This is a genomic window from Chryseobacterium salivictor (assembly GCF_004359195.1).
GTDB lineage: Bacteria > Bacteroidota > Bacteroidia > Flavobacteriales > Weeksellaceae > Kaistella > Kaistella salivictor.
In genome coordinates, this window is record NZ_CP037954.1 from 2,903,711 (window position 1) to 2,919,867 (window position 16,157).

The 16,157-nt window shown below is 35.6% G+C and carries 15 protein-coding genes; 2 read left to right on the plus strand and 13 right to left on the minus strand.

The features are described from left to right. Window position 1: 1 nt before the first annotated feature. The 3 genes from NBC122_RS13220 to NBC122_RS13230 all read right to left on the minus strand — a co-directional run bounded on the left by NBC122_RS13220 (window position 2) and on the right by NBC122_RS13230 (window position 5,301). A complete protein-coding gene (locus NBC122_RS13220; protein ID WP_133440825.1) occupies window positions 2–2,809 on the minus strand; it encodes a 2-oxoglutarate dehydrogenase E1 component in 2,808 nt (935 codons plus the stop codon). A gap of 101 nt (window positions 2,810–2,910) precedes the next feature. Continuing rightward, entirely contained in the window at window positions 2,911–3,948 is a 1,038-nt protein-coding gene (locus NBC122_RS13225; protein WP_133440826.1) for a polyketide cyclase, read from the minus strand. A gap of 84 nt (window positions 3,949–4,032) precedes the next feature. Continuing rightward, entirely contained in the window at window positions 4,033–5,301 is a 1,269-nt protein-coding gene (locus tag NBC122_RS13230) for a glucose-1-phosphate adenylyltransferase (protein ID WP_133440827.1), read from the minus strand. A 410-nt stretch (window positions 5,302–5,711) separates the two neighbouring features. Between NBC122_RS13230 and NBC122_RS13235 the strand changes: the two genes are divergently transcribed. Continuing rightward, a complete protein-coding gene (locus NBC122_RS13235) occupies window positions 5,712–7,868 on the plus strand; it encodes an outer membrane beta-barrel family protein (protein ID WP_133440828.1) in 2,157 nt (718 codons plus the stop codon). Between the two features lie 140 nt (window positions 7,869–8,008). Here the strand turns inward: NBC122_RS13235 and NBC122_RS13240 are convergent, their stop codons facing one another. The 7 genes from NBC122_RS13240 to NBC122_RS13270 all read right to left on the minus strand — a co-directional run bounded on the left by NBC122_RS13240 (window position 8,009) and on the right by NBC122_RS13270 (window position 12,015). Next, the gene (locus NBC122_RS13240; protein ID WP_133440829.1) at window positions 8,009–8,248 is read right to left on the minus strand and encodes a GIY-YIG nuclease family protein; all 240 of its coding nucleotides are present in this window, start codon (window positions 8,246–8,248) and stop codon (window positions 8,009–8,011) included. Between the two features lie 97 nt (window positions 8,249–8,345). Then, entirely contained in the window at window positions 8,346–8,585 is a 240-nt protein-coding gene (locus tag NBC122_RS13245) for a GIY-YIG nuclease family protein (RefSeq protein ID WP_133440830.1), read from the minus strand. A gap of 315 nt (window positions 8,586–8,900) precedes the next feature. Beyond that, window positions 8,901–9,287 (minus strand): hypothetical protein, encoded by a 387-nt coding sequence (locus NBC122_RS13250; protein ID WP_133440831.1) that lies wholly within the window; start codon window positions 9,285–9,287, stop codon window positions 8,901–8,903. Between the two features lie 85 nt (window positions 9,288–9,372). Next, window positions 9,373–9,810: a hypothetical protein gene (locus NBC122_RS13255; RefSeq protein WP_133440832.1), complete on the minus strand. Its 438-nt coding sequence runs from the start codon at window positions 9,808–9,810 to the stop codon at window positions 9,373–9,375. Beyond that, entirely contained in the window at window positions 9,810–10,754 is a 945-nt protein-coding gene (locus NBC122_RS13260; RefSeq protein WP_133440833.1) for a hypothetical protein, read from the minus strand. The genes NBC122_RS13255 and NBC122_RS13260 overlap by 1 nt, the downstream gene beginning before the upstream one ends. Before the next feature lie 74 nt (window positions 10,755–10,828). Beyond that, a complete protein-coding gene (locus NBC122_RS13265; protein ID WP_246012368.1) occupies window positions 10,829–11,725 on the minus strand; it encodes an IS3 family transposase in 897 nt (298 codons plus the stop codon). A gap of 23 nt (window positions 11,726–11,748) precedes the next feature. Continuing rightward, window positions 11,749–12,015, minus strand: coding sequence for a transposase (locus NBC122_RS13270; RefSeq protein ID WP_133439681.1), 267 nt, complete (start codon window positions 12,013–12,015; stop codon window positions 11,749–11,751). 319 nt (window positions 12,016–12,334) lie between these two features. Here NBC122_RS13270 and NBC122_RS13275 point away from each other — a divergent pair, with 319 nt between their 5' ends. Then, window positions 12,335–13,942, plus strand: coding sequence for a DUF4209 domain-containing protein (locus NBC122_RS13275; protein ID WP_133440834.1), 1,608 nt, complete (start codon window positions 12,335–12,337; stop codon window positions 13,940–13,942). A 283-nt stretch (window positions 13,943–14,225) separates the two neighbouring features. Here NBC122_RS13275 and NBC122_RS13280 read toward each other — a convergent pair whose 3' ends face one another. From NBC122_RS13280 to NBC122_RS13290, 3 genes are all read right to left on the minus strand, one after another. Further along, the gene (locus tag NBC122_RS13280) at window positions 14,226–15,083 is read right to left on the minus strand and encodes a nucleotidyl transferase AbiEii/AbiGii toxin family protein (protein ID WP_133440835.1); all 858 of its coding nucleotides are present in this window, start codon (window positions 15,081–15,083) and stop codon (window positions 14,226–14,228) included. Further along, on the minus strand, window positions 15,080–15,721 hold the full coding sequence (locus NBC122_RS13285; RefSeq protein WP_133440836.1) for a type IV toxin-antitoxin system AbiEi family antitoxin domain-containing protein: 642 nt from the start codon (window positions 15,719–15,721) through the stop codon (window positions 15,080–15,082). The genes NBC122_RS13280 and NBC122_RS13285 overlap by 4 nt, the downstream gene beginning before the upstream one ends. Before the next feature lie 144 nt (window positions 15,722–15,865). Further along, window positions 15,866–16,099 carry a hypothetical protein gene (locus tag NBC122_RS13290; protein WP_133440837.1) on the minus strand — a complete coding sequence of 78 codons (234 nt, stop codon included), beginning with the start codon at window positions 16,097–16,099 and terminating at the stop codon, window positions 15,866–15,868. Window positions 16,100–16,157: the final 58 nt, after the last annotated feature.

The window sequence follows — 16,157 nt, forward strand, 5'->3', positions numbered from 1 at the left end:
ATTAAGCGGTTACCGGCCTTTTTGCCGGCTCATCATTTCTATCAAAAACTCTGTTGATTACGCTGTTTTGATTTTTCTCAAACATTTTATGGCTTCCCGGCGCTGGTGAACCACTTGGTACCGCAGCAACGACCTGAATTCCTGTATCGCGGAAGTTTCTTAAAATATAACCCCAGGCTCCCATATTCTCCGGTTCCTCCTGAACCCAAAGTAACTGTTTTCTGTTGCTGTATTTTGCAAAAACCTCATCGATTTTATCTTGCTGAAGCGGATACAACTGCTCCATTCTCACCAATGCAATAGTTTCGCAGTTCAATTCTTCTTTCTTCGCTAAAAGTTCATAGTAAATTTTACCTGAACAGAGGACTAATTTTTCAACCTTTTCTGCGTTGGCAGTTTCATCATCAATGATGGGCTGGAACTGTCCGTTGGCTAAATCTTCGATGGTTGAAATTACTTTTGGATGACGCAATAACGATTTCGGAGTCATTACTACCAAAGGTTTTCTAAAGTTCCACTTCATCTGTCTTCTCAACAAATGGAAGTAATTCGCCGGTGTTGTCGCATTGGCAACGACCATATTTTCATTGGCACAAAGTCCTAAGAATCTTTCTAATCTTGCGGAAGAATGCTCTGCACCCTGCCCCTCGTAACCATGCGGAAGAAGCATGACCAAACCGTTCTGGATCTTCCATTTTTCTTCTGCTGCCACCAAATACTGGTCAATAATGATCTGCGCTCCATTAACAAAGTCACCAAACTGTGCTTCCCAAACCGTTAAGGTATTGGGAGAAGCCATTGCATAACCGTAATCGAAACCAAGCACTCCGTATTCTGAAAGGTGCGAGTTATAAATATCGAAACGGTTTTCGGAAATGTGTCTTAATGGAATATATTCTTCTTCGGTATCTTCGGTTTTCACTAAAGCGTGACGGTGCGAGAAAGTTCCCCGTTCCACATCTTCCCCTGAAATTCTGATATTGTGACCTTCTGTAAGTAATGTTGCGTACGCTAACCACTCACCAATTGCCCAGTCCAAAGTATTTCCTTCGATCGCTTTGATTCGGTTCTCAAAAAGACGCGTTACTTTATTAATGAATTTTTTGTCGCCTGGTAAAGTTGACATTCTGATGGCTAAATCCTTTAATTCTTTAGCATCGAATTTAGTATCAACAGTATTGTAAACCGCGCCTTTACCAGACATTGGCAAAGTCTTCCAATCATCAGACATAAAAGGATCCATGGTGTTTTTTTCAATTTCTTTCGACGCGTCAAAATCTGCATCTAAAAGTTTCTTGAAAGAAGTTTCCATATTCTTCAGAACCTCATCAGAAAGCATTCCTTCTTTAATCAGCTGTTCTTTGTAAATCTCCCTCGGGTTAGGATGTTTTGAAATTGATTTATACAAATTAGGTTGTGTAAATCTCGGTTCATCGCCTTCGTTATGCCCGTATTTTCTGTATCCTAAAAGATCGATATAGACATCTTTACCAAACTGCGCACGGAAATCTGCTGCGAAGCGGATCGCGTGTACAACCGCTTCTACATCATCAGCATTCACGTGCATTACCGGTGATTCGGTCACTTTGGCAACATCAGTACAGTAGTTGGATGAACGCGCGTCTAAGAAATTCGTGGTAAATGAAACTTGATTGTTCACTACAATATGTACGGTTCCACCCGTTCTGTATCCTTCCAAAGTCATCATTTGAGCCACCTCGTATACGATTCCCTGTCCGGCAATCGCGCCGTCACCATGAATAATGATCGGTAAGACTTTCTTGAAATCTTTGTATTTGTTATCTACTTTTGCACGGCAAATTCCTTCTACCAAGGCTGCAACCGTTTCTAAGTGCGATGGGTTGGGTGTTAAATTGATCGCTACCTCCTCTCCATTTTCAGTTTTTATAATCTTGGAAGAACCTAAGTGGTATTTTACGTCACCGGAAAACACATCTTCTTCAAATTCTTTCCCTTCAAATTCCGAGAAAATCTGCTTGTAAGATTTACCGAAAATATTGGTTAAAACATTTAATCGGCCTCTGTGCGCCATTCCTAAAACCACTTCATCAACGCCTAACTGCGATGAACGCGTAATCAGCTGATCCAATGCCGGAATCAACGACTCCCCTCCTTCCAGAGAGAATCTTTTTTGTCCGACGAATTTGGTATGAAGATAATTTTCAAAAGCAACTGCCTGATTGAGTTTTTCTAAAATCTCTATCTTCTCTGCAGCATTTAATTTCGGATGGTTTTCATTGACCTGCAACCATTCTCTAATAAATTTGCGCTCAGCAATATTATTAATGTGCATGTATTCCACGCCGATCGATTTGCAATAAATCTTTTCGAGATGATCAATGAGCTCCTGAAGCGTCATCGCATTCGGAAGACCTGTAGTCGTCGCAGAATTAAACTTTCGGGATAAGTCTGCCGCCGTTAGACCAAAATTTTCAATGGCTAAAGTGGGTTCGTAATGCCTTCTCTGTCTCACCGGATTGGTATTGGTAAAGAGATGACCACGGTGTCTGTAAGCCTCGATCAGATTGAGAACCTGAAATTCTTTCTGAATATCTGCAGGAATCTGACCATTTGCAGAAGCTTGCTGAGCCAACTGCACTGGTGTCGAAACCTGTGACGGGCCCGAATTTCCCCCAAAATCATCACCATATCCCGCTAAAGCGAAATCGAATCCCTGAAAAAATGCTTTCCAGGAAGGTTCTAACGAATCAGGAAACTTTAAATATTGTTGGTATAAGTCTTCTATTAACTGCGAATGAGCAGCGTTTAGGAATGAAAATTTGTCCATTATTTACAAATTATCTGTTTATTTTTATTTAAAGAACAAATTTAACAAAAATAAGTGAAGTACTAAAGCCTAAAAATGGTTAATAAAGGGATAACGACAAATTATTTGTAAACCGGCAGAGATAACTTCATAACCGTTTTATTATCAGCAACTGGCTCTTCTAAAAAAGTCTGCTGCAAATCACCAATTCGCATGGTATCCTGTTTTGCTTTTGTTAAAAGTTGCTGAATTGCCCTTATTCTGCCTTCGTAATTTCCCTTATAGAAGATTACGTAATACGTGCCTTTTTTTAAAGTTCTAAAACTAAAATTATTATCGGTAACCGCTTCTTTTTTTGAAACCGGAATTCCGTAAAAATAAGAGACTTCTTTATCTTTATAATTATCCGCATCATTAATTAAGATCGGCTCGCCATATTCATCCTCTTTTTTACCCAAATCCATTTTCACATAGTTCATCACCTTGTTGTGATTGATAACAATGTTTTTGAAAAGCGCATCTTTTACATTTTTCGTCGTCACATTAATTCCCAAAAGTAATTGACTTTCCTGCTGCTCAACCATTAGGCTGTCGAATTTTAAACTTTCGAGCTGAGTTTCTTTATTTACTTTATTTCCTAAAATCTGATAAAGATTTTTCATGCTTTTATCAATATTGCTTACCCAAAAATCTTCTGAAATCAAATTCAAAGATCTCTTTAAAAAAGATTGTTTTGGAGTACGCACGTACCAAATAATTCTGGTTTTATCTTTTTCAGGAATAAACTTAAGGTCGATTTCGTAGGGCGTATTTTTTCGGCCTTCGAATAATTGGTATTTAAGAGTTTGCCCGGGATTTTCATACCGGATAAAAAAATCTCCGAAGACAGCCTCATCTTTTCGGTCACGGAAACTCATTGCACTTCCTTTCCCTTCATAGGGCGTAAAGTATTGTACCGACAAATTTTTATGATCTGCAAAAAAAGAATTCCATCTGGTGAAATTCTGCAAATTATTAAATTGCGGAAACACTTTATCAACAGGATAATTTATTTCTTTTTCAAGGGTAAAATTTTTGCTTTCATCCACAAAAGTCATTGAGACAGCATAAACTGCTCCAAAAAACACAACGATAATAATTCCGAATTTTAACCAACGCATGGGGCAAAAATAGGCAAAAAGACGCGCAAAAAAAACACGGTCACCAAAATAGTGCCGTGTCGTTTTATTTAAAAATGAACTTTCTTAAGAAATTTGAGTTCCGGGCGCAATCACTGCATTCTTTTTAACAATGACAATTCCATCCTTAATGGAATGGTTTTCAAAATCACCATCAGGCAAATGCTTGCCTCCAATTATTCTGACATTATCACCGATCCTGCAATTCTTGTCAAGAATCGCCTGCTCGATATAACAGTATTTCCCCACACCCAGATTAGGAATCCCGTCTCTATCATTTGAAACAATTTCCTGAGTATCCTGATAAAAATCGGCACCCATCATATAGGAATTCATGATGGTACTTCCTTTGTCAATGCGGCTTCTGTTCCCCACAATTGAATTTTCTATTTTATCTGCCATCACAATACATCCATCGCCGAAAACCGCTTTACTCACATAAGATCCTAAAATTTTGGACGGTGGCAACATTCTGGCTCTCGTATAAATGGGCGATTTGCTGAATAAGTTAAATTTCGGAAAATCGGTGGTTAAATCCAAATTTGCATCAAAGAACGACTGTATGGTTCCAATGTCAGTCCAATAGCCATCATATTGAAAACTCAGTGTTTTATATTTGCCAATACCGTTGGGAATTAATTCGCCACCGAAATCATCACCGGCGTCTTCATCAAACATTTTCTTCAACCCGTTTTTATTGAAAACGTAGATCCCCATTGAGGCCAGATATTCTTTACCTTCTGCTTTATTCTTGTCTGATACTTCAGATTTCCAGTCATGCAATAAGTCGCCGGAAGGTTTTTCTATAAATGAAGTAATATTTCCTTCTTCGTCAGATTTCAAAATACCAAATCCAGGCGCATCCTTAGAATTTACAGGAATCGTTGCGATGGTAATATCTCCTTTATTCCGGCAGTGAAAGTCGATCATTTCCCGAAAATCCATTTGATAAAGCTGATCACCCGAAAGAATGAGGATATAGTCATAATCATATTTATCCAGATGCTTCATCGACTGACGCACGGCATCTGCTGTACCCTGATACCAGGCATCGCTTTCAATATTTTGCTCTGCTGCCAAAATATCTACAAAACCTTTGCTGAAAGTATCGAAATGGTATGAGTTCTTGATGTGTGAGTTCAGTGAAGCTGAATTAAATTGAGTCAGCACCAAAATCCGGTTAAAACCCGAGTTAAGACAATTGGAAATAGGAATATCCACCAACCTGTACTTTCCGGCAATAGGAACCGCCGGTTTTGAGCGGCTATGGGTTAAAGGCGACAACCTCGTCCCTCTGCCACCACCTAGGACAATTGAAATAACACTGGGTTTCATATACTTTTATTTTAATAGATTAATAATAATGTTGCTTAACAATATTACCATTTTTCCTGTACTAATCAAAATAAAACAGCATGATTAACGCTATTATTCCTATTATATTTGAATAATAAACTTAAAACCAACAAGGTCATGAGAAGGGAAATTTGAAATTGTAAAAAGCGGGCTTAAAAAATATTATTTCAAATTTCAGACCAAAAGCTAAAAGACAACCTAAGGGGAATATTTAGAATTAATTGCTTACAAAGAACTTCGGACAGGATTAAACAAAGGAAGCCGTCTCAATACAAAGACGTTTTTTACCTCAAAGTCGCAAACTTCCGAAAAAACCCATTTTTAAATAAACTTCAGCCAATGTAACATAACTGTATCTTTTGTTGTCTAATTAATATTAAGTGAAAACTATGATGAAAAATTTTACTGCAGCGGTCATGTTTTGTGGCGGCTTTTCCTTCGCACAGGAGGCAAATGCGGATTCAGCCAAAACCGAAAATATAAAAGAGGTCGTTTTAATTGCCCGCAAACCCACTATAGAAAGCAAGGCAGACCGAACGGTTTTCAACGTGGCGAACAGCGCCATTCTTACCGGAAACACTACCTGGGACGTCCTCCGGATGACCCCTTTGGTCAATATCGACAACAATGATAATGTTCAGGCAGAAGGCAGCAGTGTTACCGTATACATCAATGACAGAAAATCTGTATTCACAGGAAAGGAACTGAAAGAATATTTAAAAACCATCGTTGCAGATAATCTCTTGAAGATAGAGGTAATCACCAGTCCTTCTGCAAAATACGAAACTTCCGGAGCCGTCATTAACATCGTTCTTAAAAAAAATGATAATGAGGGACTAAAAGGAAGCGTTTCAATGAATAATTCCCAGAGTTATAAAAACTCACAATCCTCGAGCCTCAACCTCAATTACCACAGCAAAAGATTTACACAGTCACTCAGCGGGAGTTTCGGCAACAACAATAATGTAATGAAAAGCTATAACGAAAACCTGATTTATGCAGACAACTCCCTGACCAAAATAACCTCTGAAAACAACAGTAACTGGAAATCACCCTCCGCTTCCTCATCTACAGAATTTGAGCTGGACGATAAGAATAATGTGGGAATGGTCGTGGAATATTACGGTTCAAATAACAGTGCGGTTTCCGATGCAAGAGGAGATTATTTCCTTAATGATATTCTGCAAAAATACTATACTAAAACGGTTGATTCAGACGGTAAAAATAGCTTTGTAGGCAGCAATATTTTTTATAAATACTATGATAAGGAGAAGAACAGAATACTGGACCTCAATGCAGGAATTAATTACGACAGCAACCATAATAACAGTATTCACTCGACTGTATGGGATGCATCAGCTTTCGAAGGAATAAGAACAATGGCGGATAACAAAAACCGTGAATATTATTTAAAAGTCGATTACTCGCAACCCATAGGTAAAGATGGCAATCAACTAGAGTTTGGCGGTAAAATGAATTTCCGGAATAATGTGATGCCATTTTATTATTTTAATTATCAAAATAATACCTGGGCACTGGACGGCTCGAGAAGCAATACCTTTCGGTATGATGAAAACCTGAATTCTCTATACGCTAATTTCAGCAGAACCTTTTTCAAAAAGCTGGAGACACGAATCGGTTTAAGGTACGAATACATCAATTTCAAGGTAAAACAGGAGGTGGGAACTGTTGAAAAACGTGATTCATACGGAACACTGATGCCTGATTTGCTTGTAAAATATTCTTTTAATGACAACTATAACTTAACTGCAACCTACAAACACAGTCTATGGCGTCCCTGGTACACAGAATTCAATCCTTTTTTAATGCCGACAGAAAACGGAACTTACCGGCGCGGGAATATGGACTTGCAACCCAACCCTAATGACAGATTCGGATTAAAATTAGGACTTTACAAGAAATATTTCATTTCGGCAAACTTCTCTACTACCAATCAGGATTACTGGACCTCTTATATCATAGAAGATGACAAAACGATTATGATGCCTACCACTTATTACGGCAGAATCAATAACTACTCTCTTTATGCCAATACGAATCAGAATTTTCTGAAAAACAAACTCAACATCAACCTTAACTTGGGAGTCAGCTATGTCGATAACAGCGACTTTAAACAACGGAACAATTTTGTAGGGATGAAAGATAATATCATTAATTTCAGTGGTTCAACGAACTTTTCCTACACAAACCTTTTTAATAAAAACATCAATCTCAATGGCTGGTTTGGCCTGCACTCGCAAAACTGGGGCAATTCTGTGGGTAACAAAATGAATTTCTTCCACAGCTTCGGAGCGACAAAACTTTTCCCAGAAAGGCAGATGGAAGCGGGAATCCGTTTCAATAATATCTTCCAGAGACCAGGAAACGACTATATTACTTATTCACCAATCGGAACCTTTAGAAATGTAAACCAATGGGACTGGTATGGTGTCAACCTCTCATTCGTAAAACGCTTTGGGAACCAAAAAGTAAAAGAAAGCACCAAAAGGAATGTAGAAAAGGAAAGCGGTGGAGGGAAAAATTAATACTGAGCTCATAAACTGAAAAACAAAACCCCTTCAAATCACATTATTTGAAGGGGTTTATAATAAATTAAATTTATGCCTACAATGGGACGTATTCGAACCCGTCTCGTCAGCTGCTGACGAGCTGACAGATCGGCATGCTAACCTATCAGCTTCTCGATGGATTTCCGGTTTAATTTCTTCAAACGTTTCTCTTCTTTTAAAGCTTCTTTCTTTTCATCAAATTCCTGAACGTAAACGATAATCCAATCTTTAGCCTGCGAAGTAAATTTATGTTGGGAATCTAAATGATATTCAAGACGTTTATTCACATCGGTTGAAAAATCTTTGTAATAAACATCCAAACTGGCGGAGTAAAGTATGTAAACGAAATATTCCATCAAAAAAAAATCTCCCAAAAATAATTTGAGAGATTTGCGATCCGGACGGGATTCGAACCCGTCTCGTCAGCTGCTGACGAGATGACAGGGCAGCATGCTAACCTATCAGCTTCTCGATGGATTTCCGATTTAATTTCTTCAAACGTTTCTCTTCTTTTAAAGCTTCTTTCTTTTCATCAAATTCCTGAACGTAAACGATAATCCAATCTTTAGCCTGCGAAGTAAATTTATGTTGGGAATCTAAATGATATTCAAGACGTTTATTCACATCGGTTGAAAAACCTTTGTAATAAACATCCAAACTGGCGGAGTAAAGTATGTAAACGAAATATTCCATCAAAAAAAAATCTCCCAAAAATAATTTGAGAGATTTGCGATCCGGACGGGATTTGTACTTTTTCAGAAAAAACCCTATCCATAAGCTTTATGCTGTTCTCTTATTTAATTGGTCACCGAATAGGTCACTTTTTTAAACAAGATTAAGAGCGTTTGTTTTAACTGGTGCAAATATATAATTTTTTTTATGTTTTGCAAAAAAATTGAAATTTATTTAGCAATACGAAACTTAAAGATCGGGGTATCAATTACAAAAATATAATATTACTGTTTACATACTTTAAATTTGTAAATATATTATTTGAATTTTGCTATTTTATCTAGATTTCCTACTTTCTAATCTCAGTAATTCCTCAATAATATCTTTTTTAAACTTAGAAAATGGACGACTGTGATAATCTTCTTCGTTTATCTCTATACCAAAAATCATTCTATAGGCTTCTTCTTGTGAAAGTGCCATTTCTTTAAATGTATTGTTCAATAAGATATCTAAATAATTTTTAAAATATTTATATCTAAGATCCAATAAATCTTTTAATTCTCTATGGGAATGAGATTCGTAAATTTTATCAATTTTACTAAAAACAATTGTTTTCTTTACTTTAATATTTTCCGTTTTTAGTGTTACTTTTGGTTGAGTTAATGAATTATAAAAATAACTAAACAAAAAAGTTTCATCTTTATTATCAATGTATGGATGCATAATATTAGATAAGGCTTTATACCAACCTTCATCTGGAGGTGTATTATGCTTGATATGATTACAAGAATGGCAGCTCGGGATCAAATTATAAAAACTTAATGCAAATTGGAAATGATTCTTTTGGAAACCAGTGGTCTAATTCAGCTCGGGCTCTTTCCTTTACTAATTGAGTTGTATAATTTCTGTTACAATAAATACAAGTATCTATATTCAACTTCTCCAAAAACAGTTTGTTATCGAAGTTATTATATCCTGTTTGTATAAAAAAACTTTTAATTAATTTTAACTGATGAACCGAAAATCTCTTTTTTTCGAATTCTAACTGTATTTCAAATAATCTTTTGGGTTTACTACTTATTAGTTCATTTTTAAACTGATTTAAAAATAGAATAAAGGCTTTCGGTAGATTTTTTTGTCTCTTGTTTCTAAGTACATAACCTTTATTTATGGTTTCTTCAAAAACCTTACTTACTCCTTTTTGATGAAAGTCTATAGCTTCCTGTGTGGGATTTATTTTTAACATTACAAATTGAATTTATTTTTTAAAAAGTCAATTTCCTTCTGTGCAATCTCCTGTTGTAATTTTGAACTACCTTGTAGCTCATCTAACATTTCTGCTAATTTCATTTTTAAAATGGGCTCATCCACTAACTGAACTATTTTCTTATGATATTCATAATTTTTTAAATTCAAATTATATGATTTCTCAGATTTATCTTGTTTCTTTGTTCTTTCCCGATTAAGCCACTTTATTGTTTCATCAATTTTTCCTTTGGCAAAGTCTCCCATAAGTCCATCATTAATGAAAAAGCTATCCGCCAATAAATCTGTAATATTAGCTCCAAAAGTATTCATCCTTTTAAAGTTCTGAGGTTTTCCATCATCTAAAAACAGAACATTTTCTTTAGGGATATCTGATAAAATAAATGGCGAATGGGTAATAAAAAGTATATTTAAGCCTCGAATATTATTAATTGACAACTTACTTATCCCTGCAAGTATGCTACTTACAAATTGCTTTTGCATCTCAGGGTGTGAGTACAATTCAATCTCATCTAAAATTAAATTTAGAAATTTATATTTGTTAATTGTTTCATTTTCGTAAGTAGAATTCAGATTGGTTAAATGATACAGGATTGAATTAATGCTGTATATAAATTGTTTTTCCCCTGAACTAAGATATGAGAATAAACTTCCATTTTCGAATACATAATCAATCTCAAAAATAGATGGTGGTAAATGAAAAATGTCTTCATTGGATTTTTTCACTTTATAGAATCTATCTAATTTGCCTTTGTTTTTTATACTACAAGAAATTTCATCAATTGTAAATCTTCCTTCTGAAATATTTAAAAATTTCTGATAAACTTCATTCTCAAATTCTGGAATTTTTAAATTATTAAAAAATAGAAAATTTAGTGCCTGCTTTACTTTATATGTAATATGACTATTATCCTCTCTTAACATTTCAAAAAACTGATTATAGTCTTTTGAAAACCTATAAGTTGAAAAGTTCTCGTCGTAGTGTAATCTTCCCTTGTTTAGGCACACTCAAAAGTAGAGTTTTTTGATAATATTTTATTGTTGTCGTTGTTGAAATTTTGTTGGAATGTGGGAAACTCATTTGCGCTATTTTGATTGAGTTTTCCATATTTCAATAAAAAATCCCGTGGTGTAAGGTATTGTAACGCACTATGCGGTCTCTCATTATTGTACATCCACATCCATATTTCTGCATAATTTCTCATTTGTTTGATGTTCTCAAAGAGGTAAACACTTAAAAACTCTGTCCGGAATGTTCTGTTAAATCTCTCAATCAATGAGTTTTGTGTAGGTTTCCCTAGTTGAATGAAGGCTAGTTCGATATTCTCTTTGTTGCAATAATCTTTCATTTTTTCTGCAATAAATTCCGGTCCGTTGTCCACTCTTATTTTTTCAGGTTTTCCCCGCCATTCAATTAATTGTTCCAATTGCGAGATTACTTTTGCAGAGGGCAAGCTGCTGTCAATAGTGATGTTTAAAATCTCTCTGTTAAAATCGTCAATGATATTAAGGGTTCTCACGCTTTTGCCATTTTCCAAACTGTCGTGCATAAAATCCATGCTCCAAGTAACGTTCGGATAGATGGGGCGAACCAGTGGTTGTTTTATCCGTGCTGGAAGCCGCTTTTTCCTTTTACTTCGCAAATTTAATCTCATCGACTTATAAATCCGATAAACCCTTTTGTGATTCCATCCAAAGCCTAAGTTTTTCAACCGATTGTGCATCATCCAAAAGCCCCACGTTTGATTAGAATCTGCAAGTAAAATAAGTTCTGCACGGATTTCATCATCTGAACTTTTAAATACCTGACGATAATAATAAACTGAACTTCTTAAACTGAACACTTTGCACGCCTTGCGCAAACTCATGTTATGGATTTCTTTCGAATAATCCACCAACTCACGCTTCTCACAAGGCGTTAGAGCTTTTTTTCGATCACATCTTTTAAGACGACAATCTCCAAAGTTTGCTCAGCTACGATCTTTTTATATTGCGAAAGTTGCTTTTCCATCTCTTTCATTTTTGAAAGTTGCTGAACATCCAATCCACCATATTTGCTCTTCCACTTGTAAAAGGTTGGCTGGCTAATTCCATGCTCCCGGCAAATCTCATTTACCGTTTTTCCCTGATTTTGTTCAGATAATATCTTGATGATCTGAACTTCTGAAAATTTACTGTTTTTCATAGTCTTTCAAATTTAAAAACTATATTTTTAAATGATCCTATTTTTGGGGAAGATTACAAACACTCTGATCACTTGCTGGAACTTATCATAAAAAGTAAAGTTTCTTATTCTGATAAGTACCGATCGTATTTACATTCATTTACAGGTTTAGAATTTAACGATTCAGAAATTGATCGAATGATTCTAGGCAACTATTCTGAGGAAAAAGATATCCATAAGAGACCATTAGCTAAGATGTATCAGGACATAGGATTATCCTTAGGATTAATTAAGAGGTCAAAGTAACGCTATCTCTATGAAAATCTAAAGAAAATATAAAATGTCAGCACTATTTAAAATCCCAGATACCTTATATTTACAAGAGTTACGAAGTGAGCTGTATAAAGCATCAAAAATGTACAGCGAAGACCTTGAAATTAAAAATCTACTAGAATTAGCAAGATGTGAACTTTCCGATGAGCCATTACTCAGGCTTTCTAAAAGTGTGGGCTTTATAACGCCTGTAGTGGAGACTGAAAATATGGAAATGTTAGCAAGATTAAATGACTTAAAGTTTATTTCAGGAGATCAGGATAAAATACCGAGTATTAAGATTGCTGTGTCACTTTACCAGCAGCTGTTTGATGAAACAAAAGAATTAAAATTCTTTCTGCGTTCAATAGAACTGGCTCGCAAGGTCAAAAATTTATTTATTAATGTCTTAGATGACTATGAGAGAAAAGCATTGTATATTTTTGAAAATCTTGAAACTCCTTATTACAGGAGTTTACTAATTAGTTCCTGCGACTTCCTTCTTCATGAAAATTCTAAACAAATATTGATCGAAAAATCGATTAATTTTTTAAGCAATGAGTATGCTAAGAACGAATATAGTTCAGCACAACATTATATTACAATTTTAAATAAGTTGAAGTATTATGGTAATAACGAAGTGAAAATACAACATGCTTTATGCTTAGAAAAAGAAGGGGATTTTCTCACTTCGCAGAAAAAACCAAAAACATATTATCCTACAATTTTACAAGCTTACACTAATGCTTTGAGAGAACTCAAAAGTTTGCCAAACAATGATTTTTTTAGAGATAGGCTTAACAACAAGATTAAATATGAGCAGGCAGAACAATATAATGTTCTAAAAAATTCAATTATTAATATCAAGTCAGAATTTGACATCTCCAAAATGATGAAAGATTTAAATATTACTGATTTCCAAACCGGCTTAAGCATCCTTCTGCAAATTCCTATTATTGAAGAGAAAATAATCAATACAGCTTTTGAACAGAAAGGAAAATCAGTATTTGGTCAATTTCCCGGTAATTATACTCACATATCTCATAAAGGTACAGTGAGTGGTATTACTGACGAAAAAGATTATTATAATAATGTTTTGAGAGATCACTATAGAAAAGTGAACATAGGTTTGATTCTTGAAATAAAATCTACTATGGATACTTATGAGAAACTATCAAAAGAATCAATATCGGAATTGATTCGGACAACAAATAGCTTATTCATTCCTAAAGAGAGAGAAGAATTCTTTATTGAAGGAATTTATAATGGTTTTGAAAATAATTTTATAGTATCATCTCATCTTTTAATACCTCAAATCGAGAATAGCCTTAAGAACATCGTTGAAGTCAATGGTAGAAATACTATACGTCTCGCTGATGATATTCAAAATGATAATACACTTGGTGCGATTTTAAATCCAGAAAATAGAAATAAGATGTTGAATGGAATATGTAATGAGGATCTTCAAATAGAACTTCAAAGCTTTCTTATAGATGGTAGTAGTACAAATTTCCGTAATAGAATTTGTCATGGCTTAGTTAGCCCATCCGAAACTAACCTTTACGGAATTTACTTGTGGTGGATTACACTTAAAATGATTTTCAATACAAAAGAACTTTTTACAATACCAGAATAAATACATTTGCAAAACCAAGAATTAATATAATTTGGTTAGTCAATTTGTTTGTCAAATGCATTTTTCACTGGTGTCAACGTAAAATCCTTGACAGTGACATCGTAGGAATGTTCACCGCCGGGGAGAAAGGTCTTGAAATTTGTCAGATCTGATACTATTATTTTTTGCCGAACAGGAACAGTAGGCTTTTCATTCTTAGCACAGCTTGTGTAAAAACTTAGCAGGATCAAACCGTAAAAGATATTTTTTATATCCATTGAATATATATATATATATCGATTTGTTAGCGTTGGTGAAATTTCAGGTTCTTGATGAGATCCAAAAAGTATTGCTCTCCCCATAGATCAAGTACGGATGAGTCGGGAATGAACCGAACCACATCTTCCTTAACGCTGGCAAAATTCACCGATTTAATCTTCTCTTCTAAAAGCTGAATGACCTGCACCCCATTGATGGTTTCACCCTGCCAGTCACCAGTATCCTGAGCACGCAGCAAAAAGTGGTCGAGATCCAACGGAGTTCCTTTTTTGATATACCACTCCAAGTCATACCAGTCCCTCCCCTTTACCCTTTTGATCCATTTCCGGAATAATAAAGCGTGCATCTTACCAGCAAACAGACTGGGCATTTTAAAACATTTTACATAAAATGAAAAGGGTCGCAACAACAATTTCTCTTCAGTTTCAAAACCTAAAGGCGGCTTGCGGTCTACTTCGATCTTAATCTTTACATTGGGAAGAATCCCTACACCCATCTGTGGTACAACGTCTTCCAAAACAAGCTCTTTCCACACCGTGCCTGATTTTAAAAATGCAGACTCTACATTGGATGCGGTAGATTTCTTTTTCTCCTGGATGCTGACACTGATTCCCAAAGCCTCAAATTCTTTGACGACCGCTTCAAAGTAAGGTTCAAGGGAGAACTTATCGTCAGGCTCCAATAGTGAAAAATCAAGGTCTTCAGAAAATCGATCCAAATTGTAGAAAATGCGGAGTGCAGTACCACCATAGAAAGCGGCCTTTTCAAAAAAACCGGCACGTTGAAGACCTGCCAAGGCAATCTCCTGCATAATTTCCCGCAGTGCATCGTACACATCCTGCTTGTTTTTGGGATTGTATTCCTGTAGCCATTCTTTGATCATAAGGTTTTAAGTGTTTTTGTTAACATCTCTAAACTTGATTTTTTTGGTGCATCTTGGATCCATGAGTCAATCGTATCTGAGTTTAGCTTGAGGAGCATATTTTCGTCGATGCGCATATCTTCGGTCAGAAATGTGATGACTTGGTTAATACTGCGCAGTAATATTCCCGAGGTCGTCACGATCTTATCACAGATGGCCTTTTCCGGAGACGCCATAAGCACAGCTTGTTTCTTTGTGAGACTCACACGGTCAATGCCCATCGAATAATATGGCAGAGGCAGATGATGGTAGCTGAAACGGCCTATCTCGGTATTGTAGGTTTTGGTCGTTTTTGTCGTTGCGGAAGTAACCTCATATACGCGTTCCGGAATAAATCCCCAATGTGAAAGTGCGGCTTCCAATGAGACATAGCTTGGTCCTCTAAGGTGATTGGCCACCAGAAATAATTCAGGGGATACAAGATCAAGTTTTGATCCCGGCACATATAGTCCTTTCTTTACTGTTCTAAGATATCCAGCTTTTACCATCTCCGAGATCTTGTCGTTCGGACGTTTGTAATCTGACAGCAGGGAAAGCATGACCTGTCTTGTCAAAGGTTCCTCTGAAAAGTTTTTGATAAGATTGGACACTGCTAACATTTGTAAATATTTAATACAATAATCGGAATTTTTCCGATTATATGCAAATATTTTTACATTATTGGAGTTCTTTTAAAATTCCGATGCATTTTTTACCATTTTCCAAAGCCTTGCTTTTTAGCTTAGTGTACCATCCTTATTAACTTATTGCCCTATAAACTCCTCCAATAGAATTTCTACAGAAGAGCGTTTACGATCTTTATACAGAAACCATGAGATATTAACGATCTGGAGATAATCACTTTTTGCTCCCAGCTTCTTAAATTCTTTCTCAGTTAAAAGTTCTGTGGTTGAAATGCATTCTCCTGTACGCGGAAAAAATGGGAGATTCCATTTGATTTTTACGTTTCCGTGTTGATAACATAAATGTACTTTCATATTTTTTTTACTTCTAAGATACATATTTCAGAATAAATTTTTACAATGAAAATATAAA

What these genes read in the sequence shown, in the direction of transcription:
- NBC122_RS13220 (WP_133440825.1), bottom strand. Translation starts at nt 2,809, where the DNA reads ATGGACAAATTTTCATTCCTAAACGCTGCTCATTCGCAGTTAATAGAA.
- NBC122_RS13225 (WP_133440826.1), bottom strand. Translation starts at nt 3,948, where the DNA reads ATGCGTTGGTTAAAATTCGGAATTATTATCGTTGTGTTTTTTGGAGCA.
- NBC122_RS13230 (WP_133440827.1), bottom strand. Translation starts at nt 5,301, where the DNA reads ATGAAACCCAGTGTTATTTCAATTGTCCTAGGTGGTGGCAGAGGGACG.
- NBC122_RS13235 (WP_133440828.1), top strand. Translation starts at nt 5,712, where the DNA reads ATGATGAAAAATTTTACTGCAGCGGTCATGTTTTGTGGCGGCTTTTCC.
- NBC122_RS13240 (WP_133440829.1), bottom strand. Translation starts at nt 8,248, where the DNA reads ATGGAATATTTCGTTTACATACTTTACTCCGCCAGTTTGGATGTTTAT.
- NBC122_RS13245 (WP_133440830.1), bottom strand. Translation starts at nt 8,585, where the DNA reads ATGGAATATTTCGTTTACATACTTTACTCCGCCAGTTTGGATGTTTAT.
- NBC122_RS13250 (WP_133440831.1), bottom strand. Translation starts at nt 9,287, where the DNA reads ATGCATCCATACATTGATAATAAAGATGAAACTTTTTTGTTTAGTTAT.
- NBC122_RS13255 (WP_133440832.1), bottom strand. Translation starts at nt 9,810, where the DNA reads ATGTTAAAAATAAATCCCACACAGGAAGCTATAGACTTTCATCAAAAA.
- NBC122_RS13260 (WP_133440833.1), bottom strand. Translation starts at nt 10,754, where the DNA reads ATGTTAAGAGAGGATAATAGTCATATTACATATAAAGTAAAGCAGGCA.
- NBC122_RS13270 (WP_133439681.1), bottom strand. Translation starts at nt 12,015, where the DNA reads ATGAAAAACAGTAAATTTTCAGAAGTTCAGATCATCAAGATATTATCT.
- NBC122_RS13275 (WP_133440834.1), top strand. Translation starts at nt 12,335, where the DNA reads ATGTCAGCACTATTTAAAATCCCAGATACCTTATATTTACAAGAGTTA.
- NBC122_RS13280 (WP_133440835.1), bottom strand. Translation starts at nt 15,083, where the DNA reads ATGATCAAAGAATGGCTACAGGAATACAATCCCAAAAACAAGCAGGAT.
- NBC122_RS13285 (WP_133440836.1), bottom strand. Translation starts at nt 15,721, where the DNA reads ATGTTAGCAGTGTCCAATCTTATCAAAAACTTTTCAGAGGAACCTTTG.
- NBC122_RS13290 (WP_133440837.1), bottom strand. Translation starts at nt 16,099, where the DNA reads ATGAAAGTACATTTATGTTATCAACACGGAAACGTAAAAATCAAATGG.